This window comes from Filobacillus milosensis (assembly GCF_004402015.1).
GTDB classification, from domain to species: Bacteria; Bacillota; Bacilli; order Bacillales; family Alkalibacillaceae; genus Filobacillus; species Filobacillus milosensis.
Map to the genome: position 1 here is coordinate 79115 of NZ_SOPW01000011.1, position 24978 is coordinate 104092.

At 40.7% G+C, this 24978-nt stretch carries 21 protein-coding genes; 13 read left to right on the forward strand and 8 right to left on the reverse strand.

Annotation, left to right across the window (positions count from 1 at the left end; all coding sequences use genetic code 11):
- Nucleotides 1-89 precede the first annotated feature (89 nt).
- The 5 genes from E3U55_RS11150 (at nt 90) to E3U55_RS17380 (ending at nt 1606) form a co-directional block, all read left to right on the forward strand.
- The gene (locus tag E3U55_RS11150) at nt 90-422 is read left to right on the forward strand and encodes a DNA-directed RNA polymerase subunit beta (protein WP_134340512.1); all 333 of its coding nucleotides are present in this window, start codon (nt 90-92) and stop codon (nt 420-422) included.
- 21 nt (nt 423-443) lie between these two features.
- Nucleotides 444-884 (forward strand): 3-hydroxyacyl-ACP dehydratase FabZ, encoded by a 441-nt coding sequence (gene fabZ / locus E3U55_RS11155; RefSeq protein WP_134340513.1) that lies wholly within the window; start codon nt 444-446, stop codon nt 882-884.
- A 63-nt stretch (nt 885-947) separates the two neighbouring features.
- Nucleotides 948-1091 (forward strand): hypothetical protein, encoded by a 144-nt coding sequence (locus tag E3U55_RS17565; RefSeq protein ID WP_194840897.1) that lies wholly within the window; start codon nt 948-950, stop codon nt 1089-1091.
- Nucleotides 1092-1156: 65 nt separating this feature from the next.
- Nucleotides 1157-1408: a hypothetical protein gene (locus tag E3U55_RS11160; protein ID WP_134340514.1), complete on the forward strand. Its 252-nt coding sequence runs from the start codon at nt 1157-1159 to the stop codon at nt 1406-1408.
- A 36-nt stretch (nt 1409-1444) separates the two neighbouring features.
- A complete protein-coding gene (locus E3U55_RS17380) occupies nt 1445-1606 on the forward strand; it encodes a hypothetical protein (RefSeq protein ID WP_153801937.1) in 162 nt (53 codons plus the stop codon).
- A gap of 18 nt (nt 1607-1624) precedes the next feature.
- Here the strand turns inward: E3U55_RS17380 and E3U55_RS11165 are convergent, their stop codons facing one another.
- Nucleotides 1625-1807 (reverse strand): YjfB family protein, encoded by a 183-nt coding sequence (locus tag E3U55_RS11165; protein WP_134340515.1) that lies wholly within the window; start codon nt 1805-1807, stop codon nt 1625-1627.
- Nucleotides 1808-1987: 180 nt separating this feature from the next.
- Between E3U55_RS11165 and E3U55_RS11170 the strand changes: the two genes are divergently transcribed.
- The 6 genes from E3U55_RS11170 to E3U55_RS11195 all read left to right on the forward strand — a co-directional run bounded on the left by E3U55_RS11170 (nt 1988) and on the right by E3U55_RS11195 (nt 10969).
- Complete coding sequence (locus E3U55_RS11170) at nt 1988-2473, forward strand: competence protein ComK (protein ID WP_134340516.1); 486 nt, start codon at nt 1988-1990, stop codon at nt 2471-2473.
- Between the two features lie 462 nt (nt 2474-2935).
- A complete protein-coding gene (locus E3U55_RS11175) occupies nt 2936-3784 on the forward strand; it encodes a TetR/AcrR family transcriptional regulator (RefSeq protein ID WP_134340517.1) in 849 nt (282 codons plus the stop codon).
- Entirely contained in the window at nt 3781-4653 is an 873-nt protein-coding gene (locus tag E3U55_RS11180) for an efflux RND transporter periplasmic adaptor subunit (RefSeq protein ID WP_134340518.1), read from the forward strand. The genes E3U55_RS11175 and E3U55_RS11180 overlap by 4 nt, the downstream gene beginning before the upstream one ends.
- The gene (locus E3U55_RS11185) at nt 4653-7706 is read left to right on the forward strand and encodes an efflux RND transporter permease subunit (protein ID WP_134340519.1); all 3054 of its coding nucleotides are present in this window, start codon (nt 4653-4655) and stop codon (nt 7704-7706) included. The genes E3U55_RS11180 and E3U55_RS11185 overlap by 1 nt, the downstream gene beginning before the upstream one ends.
- Nucleotides 7707-8273: 567 nt before the next feature.
- Nucleotides 8274-9281 (forward strand): nuclease-related domain-containing protein, encoded by a 1008-nt coding sequence (locus tag E3U55_RS11190; RefSeq protein WP_194840892.1) that lies wholly within the window; start codon nt 8274-8276, stop codon nt 9279-9281.
- Nucleotides 9282-10033: 752 nt separating this feature from the next.
- Nucleotides 10034-10969: an LCP family glycopolymer transferase gene (locus tag E3U55_RS11195; RefSeq protein ID WP_194840893.1), complete on the forward strand. Its 936-nt coding sequence runs from the start codon at nt 10034-10036 to the stop codon at nt 10967-10969.
- A gap of 217 nt (nt 10970-11186) precedes the next feature.
- On the opposite strand, the gene E3U55_RS11200 is transcribed toward E3U55_RS11195, so the two are convergent.
- Entirely contained in the window at nt 11187-12245 is a 1059-nt protein-coding gene (locus E3U55_RS11200) for a hypothetical protein (RefSeq protein ID WP_134340521.1), read from the reverse strand.
- An 11-nt stretch (nt 12246-12256) separates the two neighbouring features.
- Nucleotides 12257-13702, reverse strand: coding sequence for an MBOAT family O-acyltransferase (locus tag E3U55_RS11205; RefSeq protein ID WP_134340522.1), 1446 nt, complete (start codon nt 13700-13702; stop codon nt 12257-12259).
- Between the two features lie 156 nt (nt 13703-13858).
- Here E3U55_RS11205 and E3U55_RS11210 point away from each other — a divergent pair, with 156 nt between their 5' ends.
- Nucleotides 13859-15760, forward strand: a complete 1902-nt coding sequence (locus tag E3U55_RS11210; protein ID WP_134340523.1) for an LTA synthase family protein — start codon at nt 13859-13861, stop codon at nt 15758-15760.
- 628 nt (nt 15761-16388) lie between these two features.
- Here the strand turns inward: E3U55_RS11210 and E3U55_RS11215 are convergent.
- Nucleotides 16389-18257, reverse strand: a complete 1869-nt coding sequence (locus E3U55_RS11215; protein ID WP_134340524.1) for an FAD-dependent oxidoreductase — start codon at nt 18255-18257, stop codon at nt 16389-16391.
- Between the two features lie 190 nt (nt 18258-18447).
- Between E3U55_RS11215 and E3U55_RS11220 the strand changes: the two genes are divergently transcribed.
- Nucleotides 18448-19626 (forward strand): acyltransferase, encoded by a 1179-nt coding sequence (locus E3U55_RS11220; protein ID WP_194840894.1) that lies wholly within the window; start codon nt 18448-18450, stop codon nt 19624-19626.
- Between the two features lie 29 nt (nt 19627-19655).
- Here E3U55_RS11220 and csaB read toward each other — a convergent pair whose 3' ends face one another.
- From csaB to E3U55_RS11240, 4 genes are read right to left on the reverse strand one after another with little or no spacing between them, the layout of a single operon-like run.
- Nucleotides 19656-20729 (reverse strand): polysaccharide pyruvyl transferase CsaB, encoded by a 1074-nt coding sequence (gene csaB, locus E3U55_RS11225; protein ID WP_134340526.1) that lies wholly within the window; start codon nt 20727-20729, stop codon nt 19656-19658.
- A complete protein-coding gene (locus tag E3U55_RS11230) occupies nt 20726-22591 on the reverse strand; it encodes a DUF5693 family protein (protein WP_134340527.1) in 1866 nt (621 codons plus the stop codon). The genes csaB and E3U55_RS11230 overlap by 4 nt, the downstream gene beginning before the upstream one ends.
- Nucleotides 22592-22638: 47 nt before the next feature.
- The gene (locus tag E3U55_RS11235) at nt 22639-24201 is read right to left on the reverse strand and encodes a putative polysaccharide biosynthesis protein (protein ID WP_134340528.1); all 1563 of its coding nucleotides are present in this window, start codon (nt 24199-24201) and stop codon (nt 22639-22641) included.
- Complete coding sequence (locus E3U55_RS11240; protein WP_134340529.1) at nt 24198-24929, reverse strand: WecB/TagA/CpsF family glycosyltransferase; 732 nt, start codon at nt 24927-24929, stop codon at nt 24198-24200. Before E3U55_RS11240 ends, E3U55_RS11235 begins: the two co-directional genes overlap by 4 nt.
- Nucleotides 24930-24978: the final 49 nt, after the last annotated feature.

Here is a 24978-nt window from a genome sequence, read left to right on the forward strand (position 1 = left end):
GTTGCATAGTTAAGTTTTACTCATTAAAATAGTTAAGGGATGTATTTTCCCTTATGTACATAATGCTTTCATAGAATAGAGGTTTACACATGACTTCAGAAGAACAAAAAAACGAGACAAAAGTTTTTAATAAAAGTGAAAATGAACCCAAAGAAGGTCAAGATACGAATAATCGAAAGAAACGCAGAGAAGCTAAAGAGGCGAAGAAAAAAGAAACAGAAAAAAAACCTGGCTTTTTCAAAAGACGCATTCGTTTTATACCAGTCTGGTTGCGTGTCATATTAGTCGCTGCGCTCTGTGTAGGAGCATTCATTTTTGGTCTATCTTTTGGTTATGCAACATTAGGCGAAGGTGAAGATCCATCTGTTGTACGTGATTTAGAGTTCTGGGAAAATATTTGGGACTATATTCAAGGTAAGTAACTTTATCCAAGGAGGTACACCATGTTAGATATCGAACAAATTAAATCGATTATCCCTCATCGTTATCCATTTTTATTAATTGATCAAGTCGACGAACTAGAAGAAGGAAAGCGTGCTGTTGGGTACAAAAACGTAACGGCAAATGAACCGTTTTTCCAAGGACATTTTCCTGAGTACATGGTTATGCCGGGTGTCTTAATTGTTGAAGCATTAGCGCAAGTCGGAGCTGTCGCTATTTTGAAAAAGGAAGAAAATAAAGGCAAGCTAGGCATGTTTACTGGAATTGATAAATGTCGTTTCAAACGTCAAGTCAAACCAGGTGATCGCTTAAAGCTTGAAGTCGAAATTATACGATTAAAAGGACCAATTGGTAAAGGTAAAGCCATTGCCACAGTTGATGGCGAGACAGCATGTGAAGCGGAAATCATGTTTGCTGTTGTTGATCCAAATGAAGATAAATAATTTTAATCCTGTCGTGAGTAGCGGCAGGATTTTTTGTCATAATAAAACCAAGGAGGTTTCATGATGACAAAACAAGAAAATCCCGGCGAAAAAATCGAAAAAGTCTCACGCGAATTAATGAAAGAAGGCATTCCAAAGCGTGCCTCAACATTTGCTGCCTCCATGGGATATCTACGAGCACAGAAGAAGAAAAATAAATTGCATTAATATTGATAAAAACTCAAATAATGGTAACACTATGCTCGAGGAATACAACATTAGGAGGTACAAATATGAAATTAATCAAATTACTGTTGGCTTCAATTCTAGTTGTAGGAACATTAGGCGCATGTGCCACAGATGAGCAAGAGCCAGACCAAAACCAAGAGCAGCCTGAAGATGGCGGCGAAAACGGTGGTAACGGTGAAAATGGCGGTAATGGCGATGGTGGCATGAATGGCGACAATGGCGGTAACGGTGGAAATGAAGACGACCAAATGCAAGACGACATGGATGACCCTGAGAAAGAAAAAGAAGAAGAGTAATAATCGAAGCTTTCGCTTTAAGGCGAAAGCTTTTTTATGTTAAAAATTCCATTAAACGAGGATGCAACTACATTAAAATTTGCTTCAACTCCATTAATCGGAGGAGACACTCCATTATTCGGATTAGCAACTCCATTAATCGAGCTCCCAACTCCATTAATCACCCCAATCACTCCATTAAAAAAAGCTCCTGCCTAAGCAGGAGCTTCCAACTCACTAGGCCTTCACATCAAGGTGATTGCCTAAATTAGGGTGTTGGACATTTGAAGACTCTAACATTTTCATTAAACCTTCCGCTTGGATATTAGCCTGGTCCTTAGCTTTGCCCATCAAACTCATACCCACTTGTTGCTTTAACTGTGCTTGATTCATCACAACAGAAGCTGCTGCGACATCCATAAAATCACCTCACTCAGACCTTTCTTGTTATATCGACAAATCCACTAGCATTTTTATTGATAATGACAAAATATCAAAATTTTTTAAAAAATTTTGAGTAAATATATTCACATTATTTAAAAATATTGTAAAATATGTATGTAACAAAAATGGAAGTAATTAATAGGAGGAGTAAAAGATATGGTACCAGTTGAAAAAACAGATAAGTACTGTATTAAGAACCAGACGATGCTCATTTCACCTAATTATGATCCCATTTATCAAAGCAAAATTTACGAAAAGGACAGAATTATACTTGCGAAACAAACGCCTATCAACATCATTGACTCTTCCTGCATACAATTAGGCGGCGCAACGATGGATGGGCGAAAACGAGCAGTCGAGTATGTGACGAAGAAGAAAGTTATGATTCCCATACCTGTCGAACCAAGCAAAGGTATTATTTTAATGCCAACACGAAAAATCAAAGATCCAGGCTGTGAATGGATTGCCTACTGCCATGTCAAAGAATACGAAGCGGCATATGGTAATAAAAAAGAAACCAAAATTACGTTCTATAATGAAGACACTTACCAAGTTGATATACCTTACAATAAAATGCGCAACCAAATTTTGATCGCAAGCCATGTGTTTGGCTATTTCATAAAAGATCAATACATCTCATAAAGCACCTCACCCCAAACTTTTACCAGTAAAAGAGAGGGGAGGTGTTTTATTTTTGGTTTAAAAAATTAAATTTCAGTTAAACTACAATCTACTCCGTTAATCCAAAGAAGAACTCCATTAAAAAGAGTATTAACTTCATTAAACGAGAAGTCAACTCCATTAATCGTAAGTTAAACTCAATTAATAACGCTAAGAACTTAAAAAAACATATCAAGAAGGAAGGCTCCTGCCTGCAGGAGCCAACATATTAAATTCAAATAATAAGTAAAGTTAATGCATTAATCTGCACATAAACTCTATTAATTACAACTCCAACTCCATTAATAGCTCACAAAACTTCAATTAACTAGTCCGTTCAAACATCTTTCACATTTAAACAAGCCTCTTAGGTTGTAAGGACTATTTTTTTTACGTATAGTAGAAAGTGACTGACTGGTCATTCTAAAAAGAGGGGCTAAAAATATGCATGAAAAGAAGAAACTTTTAATCGAAAGCAGTATTGAGCTTTTTGCGGAAAAAGGGTTTCACGCGACATCGGTTCAAGAAATCGTGAATAAAGCAAACGTCGCTAAAGGTTCATTCTATAACTACTTTCAATCAAAAGAAGAGTTAATTGTCTCGATATATGACTACTATTACGGGACGATTTTGGAGAAAATGAATAAAGCGAAGGAAGAAGCGTCCACACCCAGAGAAACGCTTATCAAACAGTTAAAAATTAATTTTGATTTTATTTTAGAAAATAAACCAATGATTATTATGATGTTGCGCGATCAAGTACCGCTTGGTGATGATGCTGAATCGTTTATTTTAAAAATGCGACAGCAGAACTTCGAATGGTCGAAAGCGAATGTTCTAGAGATATATGGCCAGGACATCGAGCCGTATCAAAATGATGCTGCGGTACTTCTGGAAGGCTTGTTACATAGTTATTCGAGCTGGCTAGTGATGGATGAGCACGCAATCGAGCTGGATCACTTGCCTGAGTTTTTAGTCAAACGACTGGATAATATGTGTTACGGCATGATTGAGGAGAAGGCCCAACCGCCGATTCAGCAGCTGCCTCACTTTTTCCAAGATCAGGCATTAACGTTTAATAAAATCAGACAAAAGATCCAAAGTGTGATTCATGATGATCAAGAAAAAGCACTGGAAGCACTTGATGTGATTGAGGTGGAAGTACAAAAGGAAGAACCGCAATCAATCATAATCGAATCCATGCTTAATCATTTAAAAAAGTTAAGCGACCTCCACGAGGATGTTGAGGCGTTAGAGAAACAACTAAAACAACAACGGGGTGAAAATAGATGAAAAAAATAATTTGGGTATTATTAATCGCAATGGTTACATTAGTAGCTTGTAATGAGGAACCGGAAGAGGAAGAAACTGAAACGGTCGCAACACCAGTTGAGGTTGCGGATGTTGCGCTAACTGACTTTACAGAAACGCGTACATTAATAGGGCGCATGATGCCAAGTGATCAAATGCCAGCGATTCCACAATTCGCAGGTGAAGTAGATGAACTAATGGTCAAGCGCGGAGATACCGTTGAAGAAGGAGATGTTTTAGCTGAAATTGTGAACCCTCGATACGGCCGCACAGAATTGGAAGCACCTATGGACGGACAAATCCAACAATTAAACATGGTTCAGGGTCGTGCAATTACGAACGAAAACCCGGCAGCCATGATTGTGGCGATTGATCCGTTAAAGCTATCGTTCAATGTGCCATCGAATGAGTTAAAGAATTTTAGTGTAGATGAGGAACTAGATTTCACAGTATCACAGCTCGATGAAAAAGGTACGGCAAAAATCACATATATTGCTGATACAGCAGGTGAGACAGGAACATTTAACATTGAAGCTGAGGTGGAGAACCCAGGTCAGAAAATTAGCGCTGGGGTAACCGCTCAAGTTTTATTAGAAAAAATAATCGCTGAAAATGTTTTGACTGTACCGACTGAAGCGGTGGTAGAACGTGAAGGCGAGACTGTACTTTATAAAGTAGAAGATAACAAAGCGGTGCGCGTACCAATCGAAGTGGTTGCGATGCAATCTGAACGAACAGCAATTCGCACTACAGAAGACAGAGCGCTAGAACAAGGCAATTCAATTGTCGTCCGCGGGCAGCTAACTTTATCTGACGGACAGGAGATCCGCGTCGTTGAGGAGGGTCAATAATGCGCCTCGTAGAATCGTCCATTAAACGTCCCGTCGGCGTAACGATGATCATCCTTGCGATTTTAGCGCTCGGGTTCGTATCATTCAGAAACCTATCAGTCGACTTGTATCCTGAAATTGATTTACCGATTGCGGTGGTTGCGACGAATTATGAAGGCGCAGCGCCGCAAGAAGTTGAAGAACTCGTCACCAAACCGATTGAATCATCAGTCGCGACCATAGAAGGTGTCGAGACAATTCAGGCACAATCGCAGCCTGGAAATTCACTCGTGATTTTAATGTTTTCAACCGATACCGACCTCGATAGCGCACTACTCAATGTCCGGGAAAGCGTCGATCGGGTCAAAGGCTTTTTACCAGATAGTGCTGGCGAGCCAAATGTGCTGCGCTTTGACCCGCAGCAAATGCCGGTCATGTGGGTTGGTTTAACCGGGTCAGACAAAGCAACATTACAAAGCCTGGCGGAAAATGAAATTCAGCCATTATTCGAACGCCAAAAAGGTATAGGTTCTGTACAAATCGAAGGTGGAGTGAGCGAGGAAGTTCGCGTAGAGCTGAACCAGCAGAGCTTAAGCCAATACGGCTTATCATCGCAACAAGTGCTTAACGCCATTCGAAGCGCCAACCAATCGGTATCTGCTGGCGTCATTTCGCGAGGCACCCAGGAATTACAGATTCGAATTGTTGGAGAATACGACTCTTTAGAAGACATTCGTGAGACCGCGATCCAAACGCCACAAGGTGAGTTTTTACAATTAAGTGATGTGGCGAAAGTTGAACGCGGCTTAACTGAACAAAACAGTAAATCACTCGTCAACGGTAGCGAAGCCGTCGTCATGAATGTGCTAAAGAAAACGGACGGGAACACGGTTGCCGTATCCGATGAAATTCAAGATGCGATGGATGACGCAAGAGAAAAACTTCCTGAAGGCGTCAAGCTCGATATCGTATTTGATACAGCTGACTTTATTCGAATGTCGATCGACTCAGTTGTTCAAAACTTATTACTCGGGGCAGCGTTTGCGATATTAATTTTACTCTTATTCTTAAAGAGCTTCCGCGCAACGCTTGTTATCAGTTTTTCAATACCAATTGCGGTCATCACGACATTCACGCTGATGTACTTCACAGGTGAGACCGTCAACATTCTGACGATGGGTGGACTCGCGCTCGGAATCGGGATGATGGTCGACAGTGCGATTGTTATACTCGAGCATATCGTGACCTACCGAGAGAGTGGTTATTCAATGAAAGAAGCGGCGAAACTTGGTGCATCAGAAATCGCACCAGCCGTGATCGCTTCAACAACAACAACGCTCGTCGTATTCTTACCGATCGTGTTCGTTGACGGAATCGCATCTGAGATCTTTACGCCGCTCGCGCTAACCGTGGCCTTTTCACTTATCGCATCACTTGCAGCATCACTCACATTAATCCCGATGCTCTCATCTAAGATGTTGAAAAAATTAAGCAGTGGCCAGGGGCGTCGCTATTGGTTCGACCGATTCTTAGATCGTTTAGCAGGCGGATACCAAGGAATGCTACGCCGTGCGTTGAAATTTAGAAAAACGTCAGTGATTATTACGACCGTCGTCATCGCAGCGAGCTTAATCCTCGTTCCGCGATTAGGGTTAGCTTTTATTCCTGAAGCGGACCAAGGCCAGATTCAAATTGATGTTCAGACACCATCAGGCACGAACCTGGAGGAAACATCTGATGTTGTTGATCAAGTTAATGAAATCATGGAAAAAGATGAAGAATTGGTAGAGTCGAGCTTTGTGACTGTTGGTGGCGGTGGCCAAATGGCGATGGGTCAGCAATCGAACAACGCATCTTACATGATACAGCTCGTGCCAAAAGATGAGCGAGACTTATCAACAGAAGAAGTCATGCAAAAATGGGATGAGCAAATCCAACAAATCGCAGGTGCTGACATTTCAGTTGGCGTGCTCGGAGCGGGAATCAGTAGTGGAGACCCAATCCAAATTCAACTGTCTGGCCCAGACCATGACGTTTTAACAGAATTAGCTGAGCAAGTCGTGACCGTCATTGAAGACATTGAGGGTGTGCACAACCCTGGAACTTCTGCGGATGAAGGGCGACCTGAAATGCAGATTCAGGTGGACCGTGAAGCAGCTCAAGAATACGGCATGACCTACCAGCAAGTGATGAGGCAAGTTAGCTCGCAGTTGAACGGCCAAGTCGCGTCTCAATTTAGATCTGAAGGCGAAGAACTAAGTGTTCGCGTAATGACACCAAAAGAAGAACGCGACACGATTGAAGAGGTTGAAGACTTGAAAATCACCACACCAGCTGGTGAACAAATTCGACTGTCGACAATCGCTTCCTTAGAACAAGTCCAAGGCCCGACATCGTTAACGCGCCAAAACCAGCAGCGCCGTGTCAACGTAACGAGTGGTTTAGTCGGAAGTGACTTAGGAAGCGTGACATCTGAAATTGACGAGCGCTTAAGCGGCATGACTTTCCCAGATGGCTACAGCTACTCCATCGGTGGGCAGGCAGAAGACATGCAGAACGCATTTGAAGACTTAGCACTCGCGCTCGTGTTCTCAATTTTCCTAGTGTACGCCGTGATGGCCGTGCAATTCGAAAACTTCTTACACCCGTTCATCATCATGTTCTCACTACCGACCATGATCATCGGGGTCATACTCGGCCTGTTTGTCACAGGCTTGCCGTTATCGATTCCGGCTTTTATCGGGGTCATCATGCTCGCTGGAATTGTCGTGAACAACGCCATCGTGCTGGTCGACTACATTAACATCCTGAGACGAAAAGGCGTTGAAAGATTTGAAGCAATACTCGAGGCTGGAGCGAACCGTCTCCGCCCGATTCTAATGACATCACTTACGACCATCTTAGGGATGATCCCACTGTCAATAGGACTAGGTCAAGGTGGAGAAGCCCAGCAACCATTAGCCGTCGTGATCATCTTCGGACTCTTATTCTCGATGCTGATCACACTCGTGCTAATCCCAGTCGTCTACACACTATTCGACGACCTATCACGAAAAATCTTAAGAAAATCTTAATTGAAATATGGAGGCTCCCGCCTGGTGCGGGAGCTTTTTTTGGTTAAAAGATTAGATACTGCGTTAATCGAGAGGAGAACTCCATTAATCGAAGGATCAACTCCATTAATCAGAAAACAAACTTCACTAATCCCAAGTTGAACTCCATTAATCAGTCGTCTACATAATTTCCCTCATAGAAACAAGCTCATATTTTAGAAAAACTAGAATGAACTCCATTAATCAAGGTGGGAACTTCATTAATAAGTGAATCAACTCCATTAAAAAGCACTCCAACTCCATTAATCACTCAACCAACTCTATTAATCCAAATAAAAACTACATTAATACCTAACTTACAATTTTTCGCCAAATAGCAACTTTTTTTCATCAAAATCCATCCAAAAAACTCACAGCTCATTTAAAAATCAAAAGTTCGTGAAATTTACAGCTATGATCTAACTTGGTATAAATATATTGTCAAGATTAGCTGTTTTTCCCATTAAATATTCTCCCACTACCAAAACCTGAACGTGCTCACACCAACTTCTAATCTTGACTACTCCCTTTATGAAAGAAGGCTTCAGTATGAATAAACCACACGAGCCTCCAACTAAACTGCTTAAAATGTTAACCCTCAATAGAAATATTGCAGACCTGACAAAAATTCCTGATTTTAACGATGACATAGCGAGTTTCAGCTCAGGATACAAAGGAGAACTATCCATCGACCATGACTTGAATTACATATTAGATGATCATTTCCGTCTCCATAATTTAAGGCTCCCCATTAATGATTGGCATTTTGAAATCGATACCCTTTTAATCTTGAAGAACTTTTTCTTAATCCTAGAAATAAAAAATTTAAAAGATATCATCATGATTGATCATGAAAAAGGGATCATGACTCAGCACACAAACGGTGAAATAAGGACTTATCAAGATCCTATACTCCAAGTGGAGAAGCAAGCACGCCAGCTCGATTATTGGCTAACCCAGAGAGGTTATACCATTCCCATAGAAACCCTCGTAGTTTTTGTTAATAAAAATGTTCACCTTAAAGATAATCACCACGAACGCGTGATTTATCCATTTCGCTTAAGCCATAAATACTATGAGTTTAAAGAAAAACTTCAATACCTGCCTTCTATCCCAACGCAAGAACTTTCCCAAATGCTAATCAACTCACATGAACGACACAATCCTGATTTTTTAGAAAAGTATAATTTAAAGGAAGAAGATTTTCTGCCAGGTTATCTATGTGAAAAATGTGGGCAGAAAACGATACATCGCATGGGCTACGCTTGGAAGTGTTCGCCTTGTAATTTTATTGATAGACAAGCACCGCTCAACCGGTTAAAAGAACGTTATTTACTATTTGGACCTGAAATAACAGCCAGACAAGCAAGTGAATGGCTTCAAGTGCCTGTTCCGACTGCTGGATTTATGCTGAGAAACTATGGTTTTACAAAAGTCGGAAAGAAAAAAGGAACAAAATACAATATGGAATTTGACCACTCAACAGCTTTTCAATTTCTGCTAGATTACAGTGATCAATTGTATAAAAGAAAATTAGATGAAAGCTTCCGTGATTAGCACGGAAGCTTTTTTTGGCAGAAATCCATTAATCCAAATATGAACTCCATTAATCACTGGAGTAACTCCATTAATATCAAACTCAACTCAATTAATCGAGATCCAAACTCAATTAATCGCAAACCTAACTCCATTAAAAAACTAAAATTCTATCCTATTTCCATTTTCTCAATCAATCCAATCAAAAATCTAAGCAAACCATCAAGAAAACCTCATTTCCCACCCTCCAAACAAGCATTTTCATGCCTTTTACAACATCGCAAATCCTTGGTATAACTATAAGTGTCAAGATTAGTAGAAGTTGCATCACACTTCGACCGGTCGAGCGAGGTAACATTACAATTTAATTGATTATAGGTAACAAAATATAAAATTAATTAGTAGGTGGATGAAACGAGCTGTTGGCTAAAATGGGGAAGGTCAACGAAGAGTAGTCATAAGGGAATTTCGTGATTTTTTCTATCAAATAATCATTTATCATGTCCTTTCACACTTCTCTAATCTTGACGCACTAAAAAACTTTTAAATAAATTGAAACCAATTAACTATATTAACGTCTATATTATTGGGTGGGGGAAAACCAGTATTTGTTGCTTCGGGCGATTGCAACATTGCTGGTTTTTCTTGCTTTACCCCATCCTCCCCAACCAATCCACACCTTTCTCACTAAATTCTAATTTTCTTTTAAAGTTAAATTCATTTTCAAGAGGGTATAATAACCTTGTAAGCTTTCAATTGAAAGGATAATGAAAATGACGACAAGAAAAGAACGTCGCACTGAAAAACAAAATAAATCCAACAAAAAGAAAATCATAATGACAACAGCAGGCGTACTCCTAGTCGCACTTTTAGCATTCGGAGCCTACCTCTACTTGAAGGTTGGCGACACAGTGGAAGCGATGTACACGCCGCTTGAATCAGACAAGAACCGTGATGTCGCTTCAGCCCTAGAGAATGAGGAATCTATTAATATATTATTACTCGGAGTCGATAAGCGCGAAGGGGACAAGGGACGCTCAGATACCATGATGCTCTTGTCACTCAACCCGCACACGAACGAGATGCTGAAGTTTAACATCCCGCGTGACACGTATGTCGAAATCCCGGGAGTAGGTATGGATAAAATCAACCATGCGTACGCCTTTGGCGGCTCAGATCTTTCCGTTCGCACGGTAGAAAACTTCCTCGACACGACGGTGCACTATTACGCGAAAATTAACATGGAAGGTCTTGTTGATGTGGTCGATGCGATGGGTGGAATTACCGTGCAAAACGATATACACCTAACGCGTAAAGAGTATGACTTTCCGAAAGGTGAGCTGACGCTAAGTGGGCAAGAGGCACTGATCTATACACGCATTCGTAAAGAAGACCCCCGCGGTGACCTTGGCCGTAATGATCGTCAGCAAAAAGTGATTAATGCCTTTATCGAAAAAGCATCATCAGTCAGCTCTGTCACAAAAGTTGACCCGATTCTTGATGCAGCAGGTGAGAACGCAGAGTCCAACGTCGATATGGCGACAATCAGAGCACTATTCAAAGACTACCGAAGCACACGCAACAACCAGGAAAAAGAATTCATCGAAGGAAGCGGAAAAATGATGGGTGGTGTATGGTATTATGTCGTACCTGACTCAGAAATCATCCGTCTTCGAGATAAGTTAACGCAGCACATGGAAGCTAGATAAAATGCGATTTTTGCCGTACTGATTGAAAACTCGACGCCTGCTAATCTTTGGTGATCCGCTGACCTATCAAGCATAAAAATTCATGATCACTTTGTTAAGCTGGGCAGCCGTCCGGTTTGCATACAGAAACACCCCAGGTAACTGGGTAATATTCGGAAAACTTCCCCCTACACAAAAGAGGCAAGGGTGAGTGCGCGACTCATCCTTGCTTACTTTTTTATTGAGTAACACCTTCTGTTTTCAAATCAATCTTAGACCTCACCCAATCTATATGCTCTTTGAAATTATCTTCAGTGACTTTCCGCCCAAAATCTTCTGGCACACCACCTGCACCACTAATCTTTTTCGCAATATCATCCCCAACATGAGGGTAGAAATGATGCCCATCAAAATAATTTGAAATGTTCTCCGTTACTGAATTTGGGTACATAAAGTTATAAACAGTATCAGTCGATTCAACAATATCTTCTAACCATTTTTCATAGTCTCCGAAGTTACCTTCTTCGACTAGAGCATTAAACAGTCCTTCATAAGTCGGTGTTGTATAAACTAAGATCTCAGTCTCAGGATACGCCGCCTCTATGTCCTGTAAAACCTTTTTAAATTCCGGGTTATATTCATACTTGTCCCCATAGAACATCCTTTTAAATTTAGCGATTTTTGCCTCAGTTTGCTTAATCTTAACTTCCCGAGGAAATTCTTTAGCTAGCGCGACATTCTCACGATTGTAATTTCTTAAATCAACAATTTCATCCGCCTTTGATAGTTCATAGTTTCGCTTTGCATACTCATAAATATCTTGAGACAATAAAATTTTCCACCTGTAAAAAGGTTCTTCAACCGTCTCGATATACTCATCAATATTTAGATCTTCTTTACTCTGCGACAAACTGCTTTTAAAAAAGTCGACGCCGATTATAATCCGCTCAAATTCGCTACCTTTTTCACGCACCGCATAATCGATTAAACTTTTATATTCTTTAAAAGACAAATCACTAACCGAGAAGTTGTAGACATCCATCCCTGTAAAACTATGTTGATTAATGTACGTCGATCGACTACTTCCAATTAGAAGAGTGTCATAATCAAAATCTGAATAGTAGATGTGATTCACTTTCTGCTGGCGTTCATCAATCTCAGCCTGAACATCATTGTATTCGTGCGCATGACCGAACGTCCACATGGGGTCGATCCAATAATTAAATCCAGCAAAAGACCCAAGGCCAAGGCCAGCTACTAATAAAAATGTCACGATAAAACTTTTATAAGAGACCATAAGGATACTCCTTAGAAATTAAAGTATAAAAACTCAGAGATTTTCTGAAGTTGTAAGGCAGCGTATATAAATAATCCGACCGCGAATAATGCGTGAAGAGGTGTGGGTTTCAATTTTTCCGTCAACTGATTTGAGTTCCTTAAGAAAACTGTAATGATAAACGCGCCGATTAAAAATAGTCCTAACTTTATTAAATCATCCATTAATGTAAATGTGTAAAGCCATTCATCAGATAAACCTAACCCCAACCGAGCATTCATAATACTTGGAATCTGTACACCATTTAAACCAACCATCGCAGATAAAACCTGCATCGCAGTTGTAAAATCTGGTGCGCGGAACAATACCCAAGTCGCGTTAATGAACTGAAACGTCACGAACCAGGCAAGTAGAGTAGGTAATCTAAATCCAGCCTTACTCCAAAAACGGTGAATCACACTCGCAATGCCGTGTAACATACCCCAAACCACGAATGTCCACCCTGCACCGTGCCACAAACCGCTGATAAAAAATACGATTAATATATTTCCATAAATACGAGCAGCATGGACGCGACTTCCGCCAAGCGGGATATAAATATAATGCGTCAAAAAATTCGTCAACGTAATATGCCAGCGACGCCAAAAATCCTGTATACTTACTGCTTTATAAGGAGAATAAAAATTAGTTGGCAATTTTATATTAAATAGCAATGCCGCACCAATCGCCATATCCGTATAACCACTGAAGTCGAAATACAACTGGAAGGTATACGACAGAGACGTCACCCAACCATCAAAGAAAGTAAGGGTCTCAGCTGAGCCAAATCCAGTAGTCGCCCAAATCGCGAACGTATCTGCGATGGCCACCTTTTTAAACAAACCTATAGAAAAAATAAACAACCCCTTAGCAATGTTCTCCGCATGTATTTTTCGATTATTAGAATCCATATATTGCGGCATCACAATGCTGTGGTGCACAATTGGACCCGCAATTAACTGTGGGAAAAAAGAAACGAACAACGCATAGTTTAAGAAATTACGCTCCTTAGCAACACCACGATAAGAATCTACTAAATATGCAATTTGTTGAAAGGTGAAAAAGCTAATCGCTAAAGGCAGGATCAAATGTAATACGTTAAAATTCGCCCCAAACGCATAGTTTAAGTTTTCTACTAAAAAATCATAGTATTTAAAAAATCCTAATAGCGAAACATTGAACAAAATCCCTAAAGTCAAGAATGCTTTTTTCTGAATCCCAACCTGAATTTTCGTTAACCAGATTCCAATAAAAAAGTTCACAAAAATAGAAGCCAAAAGAAGCGGCAGATAGATTGGATTCCACCAACTATAGAAAAAAAGCGACCCGCATAAGAGCCACACTTTAGCAATCGAGAAATTGAATCTATTTAAAATATAGTAACCAATAAACATGACTGGTAGAAATACAAATATAAATTCGAACGAGTTAAATAACATGGTGATTCCCCTAAAATTGTAATAGAATACCATTCTCATAATACGACAAAACTCACAACTAGACAATATCTCGCGCTTAATATTAACTTTCCAGTAAGATCTAAAGTATGTATTTATTAAAAGATGCCCACAATTAAAACAGGGGGGATGTGAGCCTTGAATGCATTAAAACAAATTGCAAAATTTATATTTAGACATATAGAAATCCCAATCTTATCATCACTATTATTCATTAAAATGGTATGGTTTGCCCAAGAGACCGGGATTTACTTTTTAACAAAAGACCGAATCATGGTTAATATAGGAGAAGTCATCTTGCTATTCTCTATTGTTCTTTTATTTTCCAGGGTAAGTCGACTGCTTGTCTTATTTTTTATTGGATTTATAGGATCTTTTATCATTTACGCGGATCTCGTATACTTCCGTTATTTTGGTGACTTAATTACCACACCAGTCTTGAGTCATTCGAGTCAGATGGGAGATATCTCAAGCAGTATTACAGAGCTAATGTATATTAGAGATTTCAGGTTCTTTATTGATATCATCTTAGTTCTGGTCGCATACATCATTCTTAAGATAAAAAAAGTGAAGCAGTATTTAATGTGGAAAGAACGCTTAGCTTTATTAGCGGTTGGGTTAATCGCAGGGCTGTATATGACGATCACACCTATTAACAACTACACAGAAGAATATGGTACAAACCTATTTGTAAACACATGGTCGAACGTATCAGTTTACAATGTTATTGGCCACTTAGGCTTCCACGTTTTTGAAACGCAAAAGTATGTAAGAGACAACATCATTAACTCTCCAACATTGGCAGAAGGGGAGGCAGAAAAGATTCGTGAGTGGTTTGATGAACATCATGAAAAACTCGATGAAAAAACAGAGTACTTCGGCACGGGTGAAGGAAAAAACGTAATGATGATTCAGCTAGAGTCGTATCAAGATTATTTGCTTGGACAATCAATTAACGGTAAAGAAATCACGCCTAACCTTAATGACTTAGCAGATAATGCCTACCGATTCACGAATTTCTATCACCAAGTGGCTCAGGGACGTACATCAGATGCAGAGTTCTTAACTCAAACATCGCTATATCCATTACCGACGGGTTCGGTTTATGTGCGTTACCCGACAAACACTTATGATAGTCTGCCAAGCTATTTCAAGGATTATGACTATTCCACAACTGTCTATCATTCGTATGAGGAAAACTTCTGGAACCGCTCAGTCATTTATCCGAACTACGGCTTTGATGAATTCGTAGGGAAAGGTGACTTTGAACCCGGCGAGATAGCAGGACCTTTTGAAACGTTAGGGGATGAAGGTGTCTTTAGACGCATGGTGAACGACAATGTGGCCCAGCAACCATTTTATTCATTTGTGGTCGCGCTAACGAGTCACCATCCGTATTATAATATCCCATCAAAATATTATGACTTAGATACAAAACCATTTGATGGTACAATCTTTGCCCATTACCTCCACTCGGCTCACTATGTGGATTACGCCGTCGGACAACTGGTTGATAAGATGAAAAAAGAAGGACTATGGGAGAACACTGTGTTAGTCGTGTACGGCGACCATGACAGTGGCATCGAGTTTACAGAAAAACACGCTAAAGCACTAGGCATGGATACTGATCCCGTATCATTGAAAAATGTTCAGGATAAAGTACCATTCATTATCCGAATTCCGGGCATGGAAGACCAGGGCCGAACATTCGACCAAAGTGTCGGCATGATTGATGTGGCTCCGACTCTATTGCATGTACTAGGCAAAGAGAAAAACGCCTATCATTTCGGTAACAACATGTTTGATATGGAAGACCACTTAGTACCATTTAGGTATGGTGGTTATAAAAAAGGCGACATCTATTATGATGCCTCGCTCGATGGTGAAATCGAGAACGGCTCATGTTATGATGTCTCAGAGAAAACAGAAATAGGAGTAGAAGAGTGCGTGGAAGAAGCAAAACGAACAAGAGAAATCCTCCGCATGTCTGACGCCGTCCTCAACCATAACTTAATAGAAAAATTTAAGGCACAGGAATAATTCCTGTGCCTTTTTTATATGTGGGAGGTTTTCGACATTGGTCGAAAACCAACAAATTTCAATAAACCAGTTCTAAACTACATTAAAACCGAAAAGAACTACGTTAATCTGAAGCCAAACTCCATTATTCGAAACACGAACTCCATTAAAAACTCCACCAACTCCATTAATCTCATCTTCAACTATATTAAAAAGTATCCGGTCTAGACCGGATACGCATCCACTAAAAAGAGAAAGAAGGTTTTCGACATTGGTCGAAAACCAACAAAATTTCAATAAACCAGTTCTAAACTACATTAAAATCGAAAAGAACTACGTTAATCTGAAGCCAAACTCCATTATTCGAAACACGAACTCCATTAAAAACTCAACCAACTCCATTAATCTCATCTTCAACTTCAAATATTTAAAAGAAGAAGGTTTTCGGCTGAAGCCGAAAACCATCAAATTAGAAAAAACCTATCTAAACTTAGAATAACAGTGCTAATTTTTAAGGGAAAACCAATAAAAATTCTCTTAACCCTAAAAATTGTTCGCAATAACCTCAAAAAAATTCGCTTAATTCAAACCAAAGTTCGAAATAAAAATGCTCCCAACCCAAAAGGCTAGGAGCGACACCAAACACACCCTACTCACTATACTTCTGCAGCAACTGCGCAGCAATATAATACCCATGCTTACGCTTAAGCGTCACATTCTCACCCAAACGCTCATAAATCTCTTCATCAATCAAGCCTAATTCAAGCGCTTGATCCCATGGCGTGGCACTCACATTAGCACCGTCACCAAAAACCTCAACCAAGTACGAAGCGAACTCATCACGTGTAAACGACCCTTCTTTAAACGTAGGATCTTCCATGTTTGCAACCTGAATCTCACTCGCGTACTTATTATAAGCCTCTTTATTACTACGCTCTAACCCATTCGATAAAATATTAGCCATATGCAGTCGATTTAAGTCCGATTCGATCTCCAAATCATTCTTATAACCGCCAGTAACTACACCAAAATTAATCAAATACTGAACGGCCTCATCGAACCATTCACCTTCGTAAGGATAACCGATATCAAAATGCTCAACCTTCGCACCTTGCTTAGCCAATGTCTCACGCAAGCTCTCAATCACAACTTCAGACTTCGACATCTCCCTGAACGTCATGCCTCGTTCTATCGACAACGGAGCAGCTGTGCCTCCAGCTTCCCCGACAGCCATACCCGTTGGAATAATGCGCGCACTACCCGCCGCAAGCGAAGTATACCCTGCAGACCGACTTACAACTAACAAGTTTTCAACCTTAAGTGGCACGGTCGATCTAAATGGAATCGCATACTGTGTAGGTGCTGAAATGATGTAGCCATAATTTGATAAGTCGGTTGCTTGAACATCGACAGGATACCCACCAAAAGCAATGCCGTCCCAAAAATCAGTGTGCGTCCAAATATCTTTCATTTTCAGCATATACTCAGATTCTATGTGGCGAGTCTCACGGACGTAGAGCTCATCAGGGTAACTGGCAATTTCCGCTTCTTCAAAACCTGGAAATTCCTTTCGTAAAAAGGTTAAAACATGCTCCGTTTCACGCTTTCCTTTTTCTATTGCAGCTTTTAGATCTGCAGGATTTGTCCCATCAACCCCAAAAATTTGTAATGCATTAATAATAACGCCTTCAGTGCCATCATCCTCAGTCGTTCGAACGATGTTTAACCCACGCAATCGAGTATTCTCCTCAACCGCATTATACTCATAAGCTAAATCGTTAAACCCCCAGGCAACAGTAGGCGTTGTTTCACCACCTCTAAACAGCCCATCACGTGCTGCTTGTTTAATCCCGCTCCAATTGACATTTTTAAAATGCATCATTAACGTTACTGCCATTTGTCGATCACCAAGGTTATGATCGGCACCGCCTTGATAATAGGGGGCACCAGCCATCACAGCTAAGTCGCCATCCTGCGTAGCGTCAATAAAGCGCTTGCCTTTCAACTCTAGTACATCACCATGTCGCTCTACTTTTGCACCTACTACCGTGCTACCCTCCATAACAGCATCCTCAACAGTCGTGTCCAAAGTTAAAGTTAAGTTAGGCTCACTCAACACCAAGTGCATAAAAGCATCCTTACCCCGTTCAATATCAAACGCTACATCCCCACCAACTAAGTCATGCCATTCTTTAAAAATACCGGCAACAGCTGAATCCCCGCCAATGCCATTAACTAAATCGATATAATTCAACATCCCATAAGTCATAAGCCCACCAAGACCATCACGTTTTTCAATTAAAAGAGTGTTGGCCCCATTACGAGCTGCGGCAACCGCAGCAGCTACTCCTTCAGGTTCACCACCAATGACTACCACACCATATGTTTGTCCTGCCAACTCTTCATTTGTGGGTGCCTGATAATCGGTATGTAACTTTCCCTCGCTTGTCGAGGCCATAAGAAAAACAATAGAACCAATAACAATGACTGACAACACCAAGACATAAATATGTTTCAATAACAAACCCCCTAAGACGACAAATTCCGCCTTAGTTATGCCCAAATATCCCCAGTCTATCCTATTATCAAAAATCTCATTCTATAAAAATTACAATAAATTAAAAGATTATAACATTTTGTAAACATCTGTAATTATTTTGCAGATTAATGTTAGTATGAATGGGGTAAATACAAGAAAGGTGATAAACATGAACAAGGCAAACAAACGTAGAAACTTAGATGAAATCCAATTAGCAAGAGCATTTGCGATTTTCACAGTTCTGATTGTCCACTCAACATCGAGTGGGATAACGACAATACCAACAGATTCAATTCTGTTTCCGATATATAACTTTTTAAATATAGCTGGAAAATTAGGGACACCGACATTTATTATGTTGAGTGCGTTTGTCCTTTTTTATAATTATTATCCACGCGAAACGAACTGGTCTTTAATGAAAAGGTTCTATGTGAAGCGGATTAAATATATCCTAGTCCCATATATTCTATTTTCTGCGATTTACTTCGTCGTGAAATGGTATCTATATTATGATTATCCAAGCTGGGGATTTGTAGCAGATAAATTTCTAACGCAGTTATCAATTGGTAAAGCACATCCACATCTATACTTTGTGTTTATTAGTGTTCAATTCTACTTGCTGTTCCCACTTTTACTTAAAATGTTTAAAAAGTTGGGGTTCCTTAGAAAAAACGCTATTTGGATCGGGTTACTGGTCCAATGGGTATGGGTATATCTGAACAAAAACTATTTTGGAATTGAAATAAAAGGGTCAATCTCTTTATCCTATTTTTCATTCTACTTTGTTGGGGCGTTTCTTGGCATTTATTATAATGAAATTAGGGAAAAGATGCGCGAGCCAAATTATCGCTTCAAGAGGCTGATTCCTATTTTCATGGGGTATGGAATTCTTGTAATTTTATATACTGGATATATGTATCTAGCAAGAACAAATGGGCTAGGTATCATCTATGAAACTCTCCCCAATATAGTGATCTCTTATCTGGCTGAGTTCACTTGGGCGACGCACGCGTTATTTGCAGGCCTTGTGATTTTCTATTTCGCACACGTTGCAGAGAAAAAGTTTAAAGCTCGTACGAAAATGCTATTTATGGAAATTGGTGCGACTTCATTTGGGGTCTATCTCATCCACCCGTTAATATTGATTTACTTTAGACGTTTTTTAGATACAGGAAGCCCGCTCGTTTATAATGGATGGCAAGTCTTCACATTTGTCATGATTACGCTTCTCAGCTGGTTGGCAGTACGGTTCGTGTACTACTTTATACCAAGCTACTGGATCATTTTCGGTAAGTTAGATCCACAACAATTTAAACCATTAACTAAATATATTAGAGACAAAAAATAAGCAGCTGACATTAGCTGCTTATTTTTTATCTAACTAAATATTTTAATGGCTTGCCTTGCTGTATCAACAGCTTGCTGCCTCTTAACAGTCACTTGCTCATTAAGACGCTGCACAACAGATTCATAACGGTCAAAAATTTCCTTCGAGTGTGTCATGATATCTTCAGCTTCCCAGTTATCCTCCCGAACATGCCCGGCAACAGGTTGCTCGACCATCGATGCAAACGAATCAATTTTTGGATCATACGATAACGCAACAAAAGGCGTTTCACTAATCGCCGCAAAAATTAACGCATGAAGGCGCATGCCTACAAGCAACTTCGACTCGCCAATCAACGCAATTTTTTCTTCCATTGATAAATCATGCGGTGCCACCAAACTATCTTCTCGCATCATTTTAGCGGTGTCCTTAGACGTTTTCAGGTCATGCTCACCGTGCATCGGCACAAAGACTATTCTGTACCCGTCACGAGCTAATTGGTCCAGGCTATCCGCAATTCTTATCAAATAAGGCACCTGCGTCTGCCAATCGCGCACGCTGACAGTCACCACCGGCTTGTCTACATCGGCACCATCCAACCAGTCACTCGAAAACTTCGTCCCATCAAGCCCTAACACCGGGTCTGGCACTAGCGTGACCTCAGGCCGCACGCGCATACTCTCAACTAAAGCCTTCGATTCCTCATCTCGCACCGTAATGCTATCGACTCTATTAAACGTAGATTTCAATACCCACTTAGACAACGCGCGATTAACAGGCCCAACACCTTGCGCATAAACAAACACAGGCTTGTCCATCCACTTGGCCATGCGGATGACGCCAGAATAATAAGGGATCGACTTCATCCCAGTCGCATCTTGCATCAAGCTACCGCCACCACTAATCAAGCCATCACTTTCGTGAAGCGCCGCACGTACTGCCTTCAAATCAAAACGATTAACCGACTCAACCTCATACAATTCAGCTGTCTGCTGAGGATTATTCGACAGCACAACAAACTCGATATCATCACGCAACCCACGTAATGTGTTCACAATCGAAAACAAAATCGCTTCATCGCCTACATTGTCAAAACCATAATAACCAGAAATGACGACTCTCATCGGATCCACCTCTCAGGGATATACTTGTATGCTCTCTTGAAAATGAACCCGAAGACCACAACCGCAATTAACCCAATAATTAAACCGAACAATAATCCATATGCAGTACGCAACATCGAAATCTCAAGCGGTATATGATAGTGCGTAAATGTATTCACAATTGATAAAAATCCAATCACACCAGGAATCATAAATAGTCGGCCCCACAGCTTGCTGATTCCCATCACATACAATCCGAACACAAAAGCAGGGAAGCCCAGTAAAAATTCCTTCGTTCGTGGTCGTACATATAAATACTCTTCTAATAAATGACGCGCAGTCATCTCAATCGAGCTCACGCTACTTGTATTACCCGTACGCAACACGTAATACACACCAGCACCGCCAATAAACACCATCACAAGTGCGTGCCAATATTTGATGTCCATGTTTAACATACGTAGGGCAATCTGCCAGAAGAAATAACCAGCCACAAACGCTATAGGCAATACATAAACCAGCTTCACGCCACGGAACATTTCAAATCCGGTAATGAATCCTTTACCATTCAGCACCGCCACAACAATAATAATTCCCACAAACGTATATAATGCAGCTAATAAGTACTGTTTAATCACCTGCGCAACCGACGCCATACCATGCTCAGACGTCTTCACCACCGCATAACTCGGTGCGGCAACTGCGATACCAAGCGCAAACACCTGCGCAAACAACAACTTATCAGTCGCTAAATAAGCTAACGCCAACAATGCCATCACAGCCGTGACACCTAACCGAGCCAAGCGCACAGGCACAATCTCAGAGGCGATATAAATAAACATAATCCCCTCCGCTAAAGCAGCAATCATACTCCATACAGGCACCTGATAATCCTGAAAAGGCTTTGCAGGTCCAGTTTCAAACTTCGCTGGCATCTGTTGCTCTAGCTGCTCCAAGAACAAGACTGTCGCATCTAAGCTCTCATTCGGTTCTGTCTCAGGCACATGTAAAAATAACGAACGCATATTACGCTCTTTCACAGCACGGACTGCTCGATCGACATTTTCCTGAAGCTCCATAACCTCAAGACTCAAACTATGCAAACGAACATGATCATAATTCGTCTCACGTGCAATCAACGTATTTCCTTTTTGACCGGTAAACTCAATCGAATAAAAATGATAACCGGCATCATTTAGTGCCTTCGAATATGAACGAACGGCTGCTAGTTCTGGGTAACCAATGGCCTCTTGCCCGGAGAAAAGGATGCCATTTAGGTTTTCATTTTTCATATCTAACAATGCTTCTACCGTAGTTTCATTCCCATACTGATTGGTATTTTCAGCACGTACAATATATTCGAAACCATAAGATTGAATTTCCTCAATCACTTCACGGTCATAACCCAGCACGGTATCAAGCGCCAATTCCTTATCCATTGAAAGGTAAAGTAATCGCTCATCACCAATCATCACTCTATCCGTCACAAAATGCTCTTCAATAATATTCGCATAATACTCTTCGTTCGGAACGGAAATAAATATCCCTTCTAAATCATCACTAAAAGGGTAATCATAAGGACTAAAACGCAATGACTCTTTTAGATCCGTCGGTGAATATATATCAATCTTATCCTTCTCATCCATAGACTCTAACGAAAGTGGTTCAACACTAATGGTTGTCAGCCCGGCATCCTTCAATTCCTGCAACGCATCCTCCATTGTGAGGCCACTTTCTTCAGTCAATTCAGCAAGCTCAAAATAAGGCAATACCGTCTCATAAGTCGTATTTGACTCCTCAACCTGCCAACGTGTATAAATACCTGGCAGAGACGCCAGTAATAATAAAACAACAATCCCCCATAATACCAATCGTTTTGACAATGCATTTCTCTCCTTTATGTATGATATTAAGTTAATAATAAATGACCTTAATCTCTAAAAAACTTCCCAACCACAGGCAACTTCGCTAACACATCTCGATCCATTGCTTTATATAAGAAAAGTTGAGCGACAAACACAACGCCTCCAACAACGACTGCACCTGCCACATAGCCCATCGCTTCTAGTCTTGTCCAAGAAACAATATTCATGTATAAAGTAGGAACACCAATCACAGCTCCCATTATAATAGAAGAAAAAATGATTTTGATCCCTCGAACATCCATCACTTTAAACGGCACCGCGCGATAGATAAAGGCAACAGTCGCGCCAATTAATAGGATATAAACGATTAACGTTGAAATGGCCGCACCGTCGAGTCCATAAAGCTGAATTAAAACAACATTCAATACCGTTTTTACAACAATCGCACCGAGCACGATTAACGCGCCACGTCCAGCCCAGTTAATACCCTGCATAATTCCAATCGCTACTACCGTAAACGATGTAAAAGCTGAACTTAATCCTAAAATCGCCAATACCGAGTTACCTTGTAAATCGGTAAACAACGCTAGATTCAACGGCAACGTCAATGCAAACAACCCTGTCGCAGCTGGCCAAGACACTAAGTGCGTCATATAAAATGTCCGTTCAACCACTGAACGTGTCTCATCAAACTTTCGCTCAGCTAACTTCTTCGTAATGAGCGGAACAAGAGGGAGGATGACCGACGTCGCAAACACCGTTGCAATTTGAACAAGTGCCAATCCACGTCCATAAATCCCGTATAAGTAATTAATGTCTTCAGTTTCTGTTCCAGCCGTACGCAAGCCAAGCGGCACGGTAAACGAATCGACCACATTCACTAAGGCCATCGTAATCGTACCAACCGCAATCGGAATCGATACTTTCAAAATCTTCTTCGCCCAATGCTTAAACGTAGCAAACGAATAACTCGCCACGCTCGAATCAATCTTCACATCAGAACGCATATATTTCACGCGTAAAAACACAAGCGACATAAATGCCCCAATAATCGAACCGGACATCACGCCACCAGCAACCACTTCATCCGAAGCACCTTGCTGAACAAACCAATAGGCCGCAACTAAAATAATCCCGACACGCACGAATTGTTCCAACACCTGCGATAAAGCAGTCGGCGTCATATCCTCAAACCCTTGAAAATAACCTCGATAAACCGCCATATATGGTACAACGATTAACGTCGAAGCCACAACAACTAACGCCAACTCCGTCTCAGGACCACCGAGCATATAAGCGAGCTGATCTGAGAACGTATATATAAGAAGAAAACTCGTTAACCCAAATAAAACACCCAAAATACTTGCCGTAATATAAACCTCTCGAATTGCACCTTGATCATCACGCGTCCGGGCCTCCGCAATTAACTTCGATATCGCAATCGGAATCCCAGCCACAGATAAAATCATCGCGACCATATAAACAGGATAAACTAAACTGAAAATCCCGAGCACTTCATCCCCGGCGATATTCTGAAGCGGTATACGGAAGATACTCCCCAATACTTTCGATACCAATGTCGCAACAGATAATATAACCGTACTTTTTATAAAAATTGAGGCACTCATCGCTTACCCTTCAACCGTTTTCCAATGACCTTAAGTCCAAAGTGGGGGAGAGCAAGCATCCGGCGCCAACGACTCGGTTGCTTTAATAAGCGATAAAACCACTCTAAATTCATTTTCACGAAAAACTCAGGCGCACGAGGCATCGTGCCAGCAACCGCATCAAAGCTGCCACCGATTCCCATAAACACGCCATGGTCAAATTCATCCAAATGCTGACTGATCCACTTTTCCTGACGCGGTGCTCCGAGTCCAACAAATACTAAATCAGGATTCGCATCTTTAATCTCCTGTAAAATCGCCGGGTCATCCCAATCGAAAAACCCATCTCGATACCCGACAATCTGAATGTTAGGAAACTGTTCCTTAATCTTCGAATGTGCCAACTCAATCGTCTCAATCGACGCCCCAAGCAAATACACACGATAACCATGCCTAGCCGAACGCTCAAGCATCGCCATCATCGTATCAAACCCTGTCACACGCCCCGGCAATGGTTCTCCTAAAATCTGCGCACCCTTCACAACACCAATGCCATCAGCTGTTACATAATCAGCCTCATGAACCAGTTGCATAAATTCATCACTTTCCTGAGCATTCATCACAATCTCAGGATTCGCAGTCACTACAAACGTTTTCTTTCGTTCTTGAATTCGTTTATCTAATAGGTTCACAAAACCATCTTGATCTATATGAGTAAATGGAACTCCCATAATGTTAACTCGCTTCATATCCAAACTCCTTCTATAGTAATGCATATTCTAAATAATACCATATTTA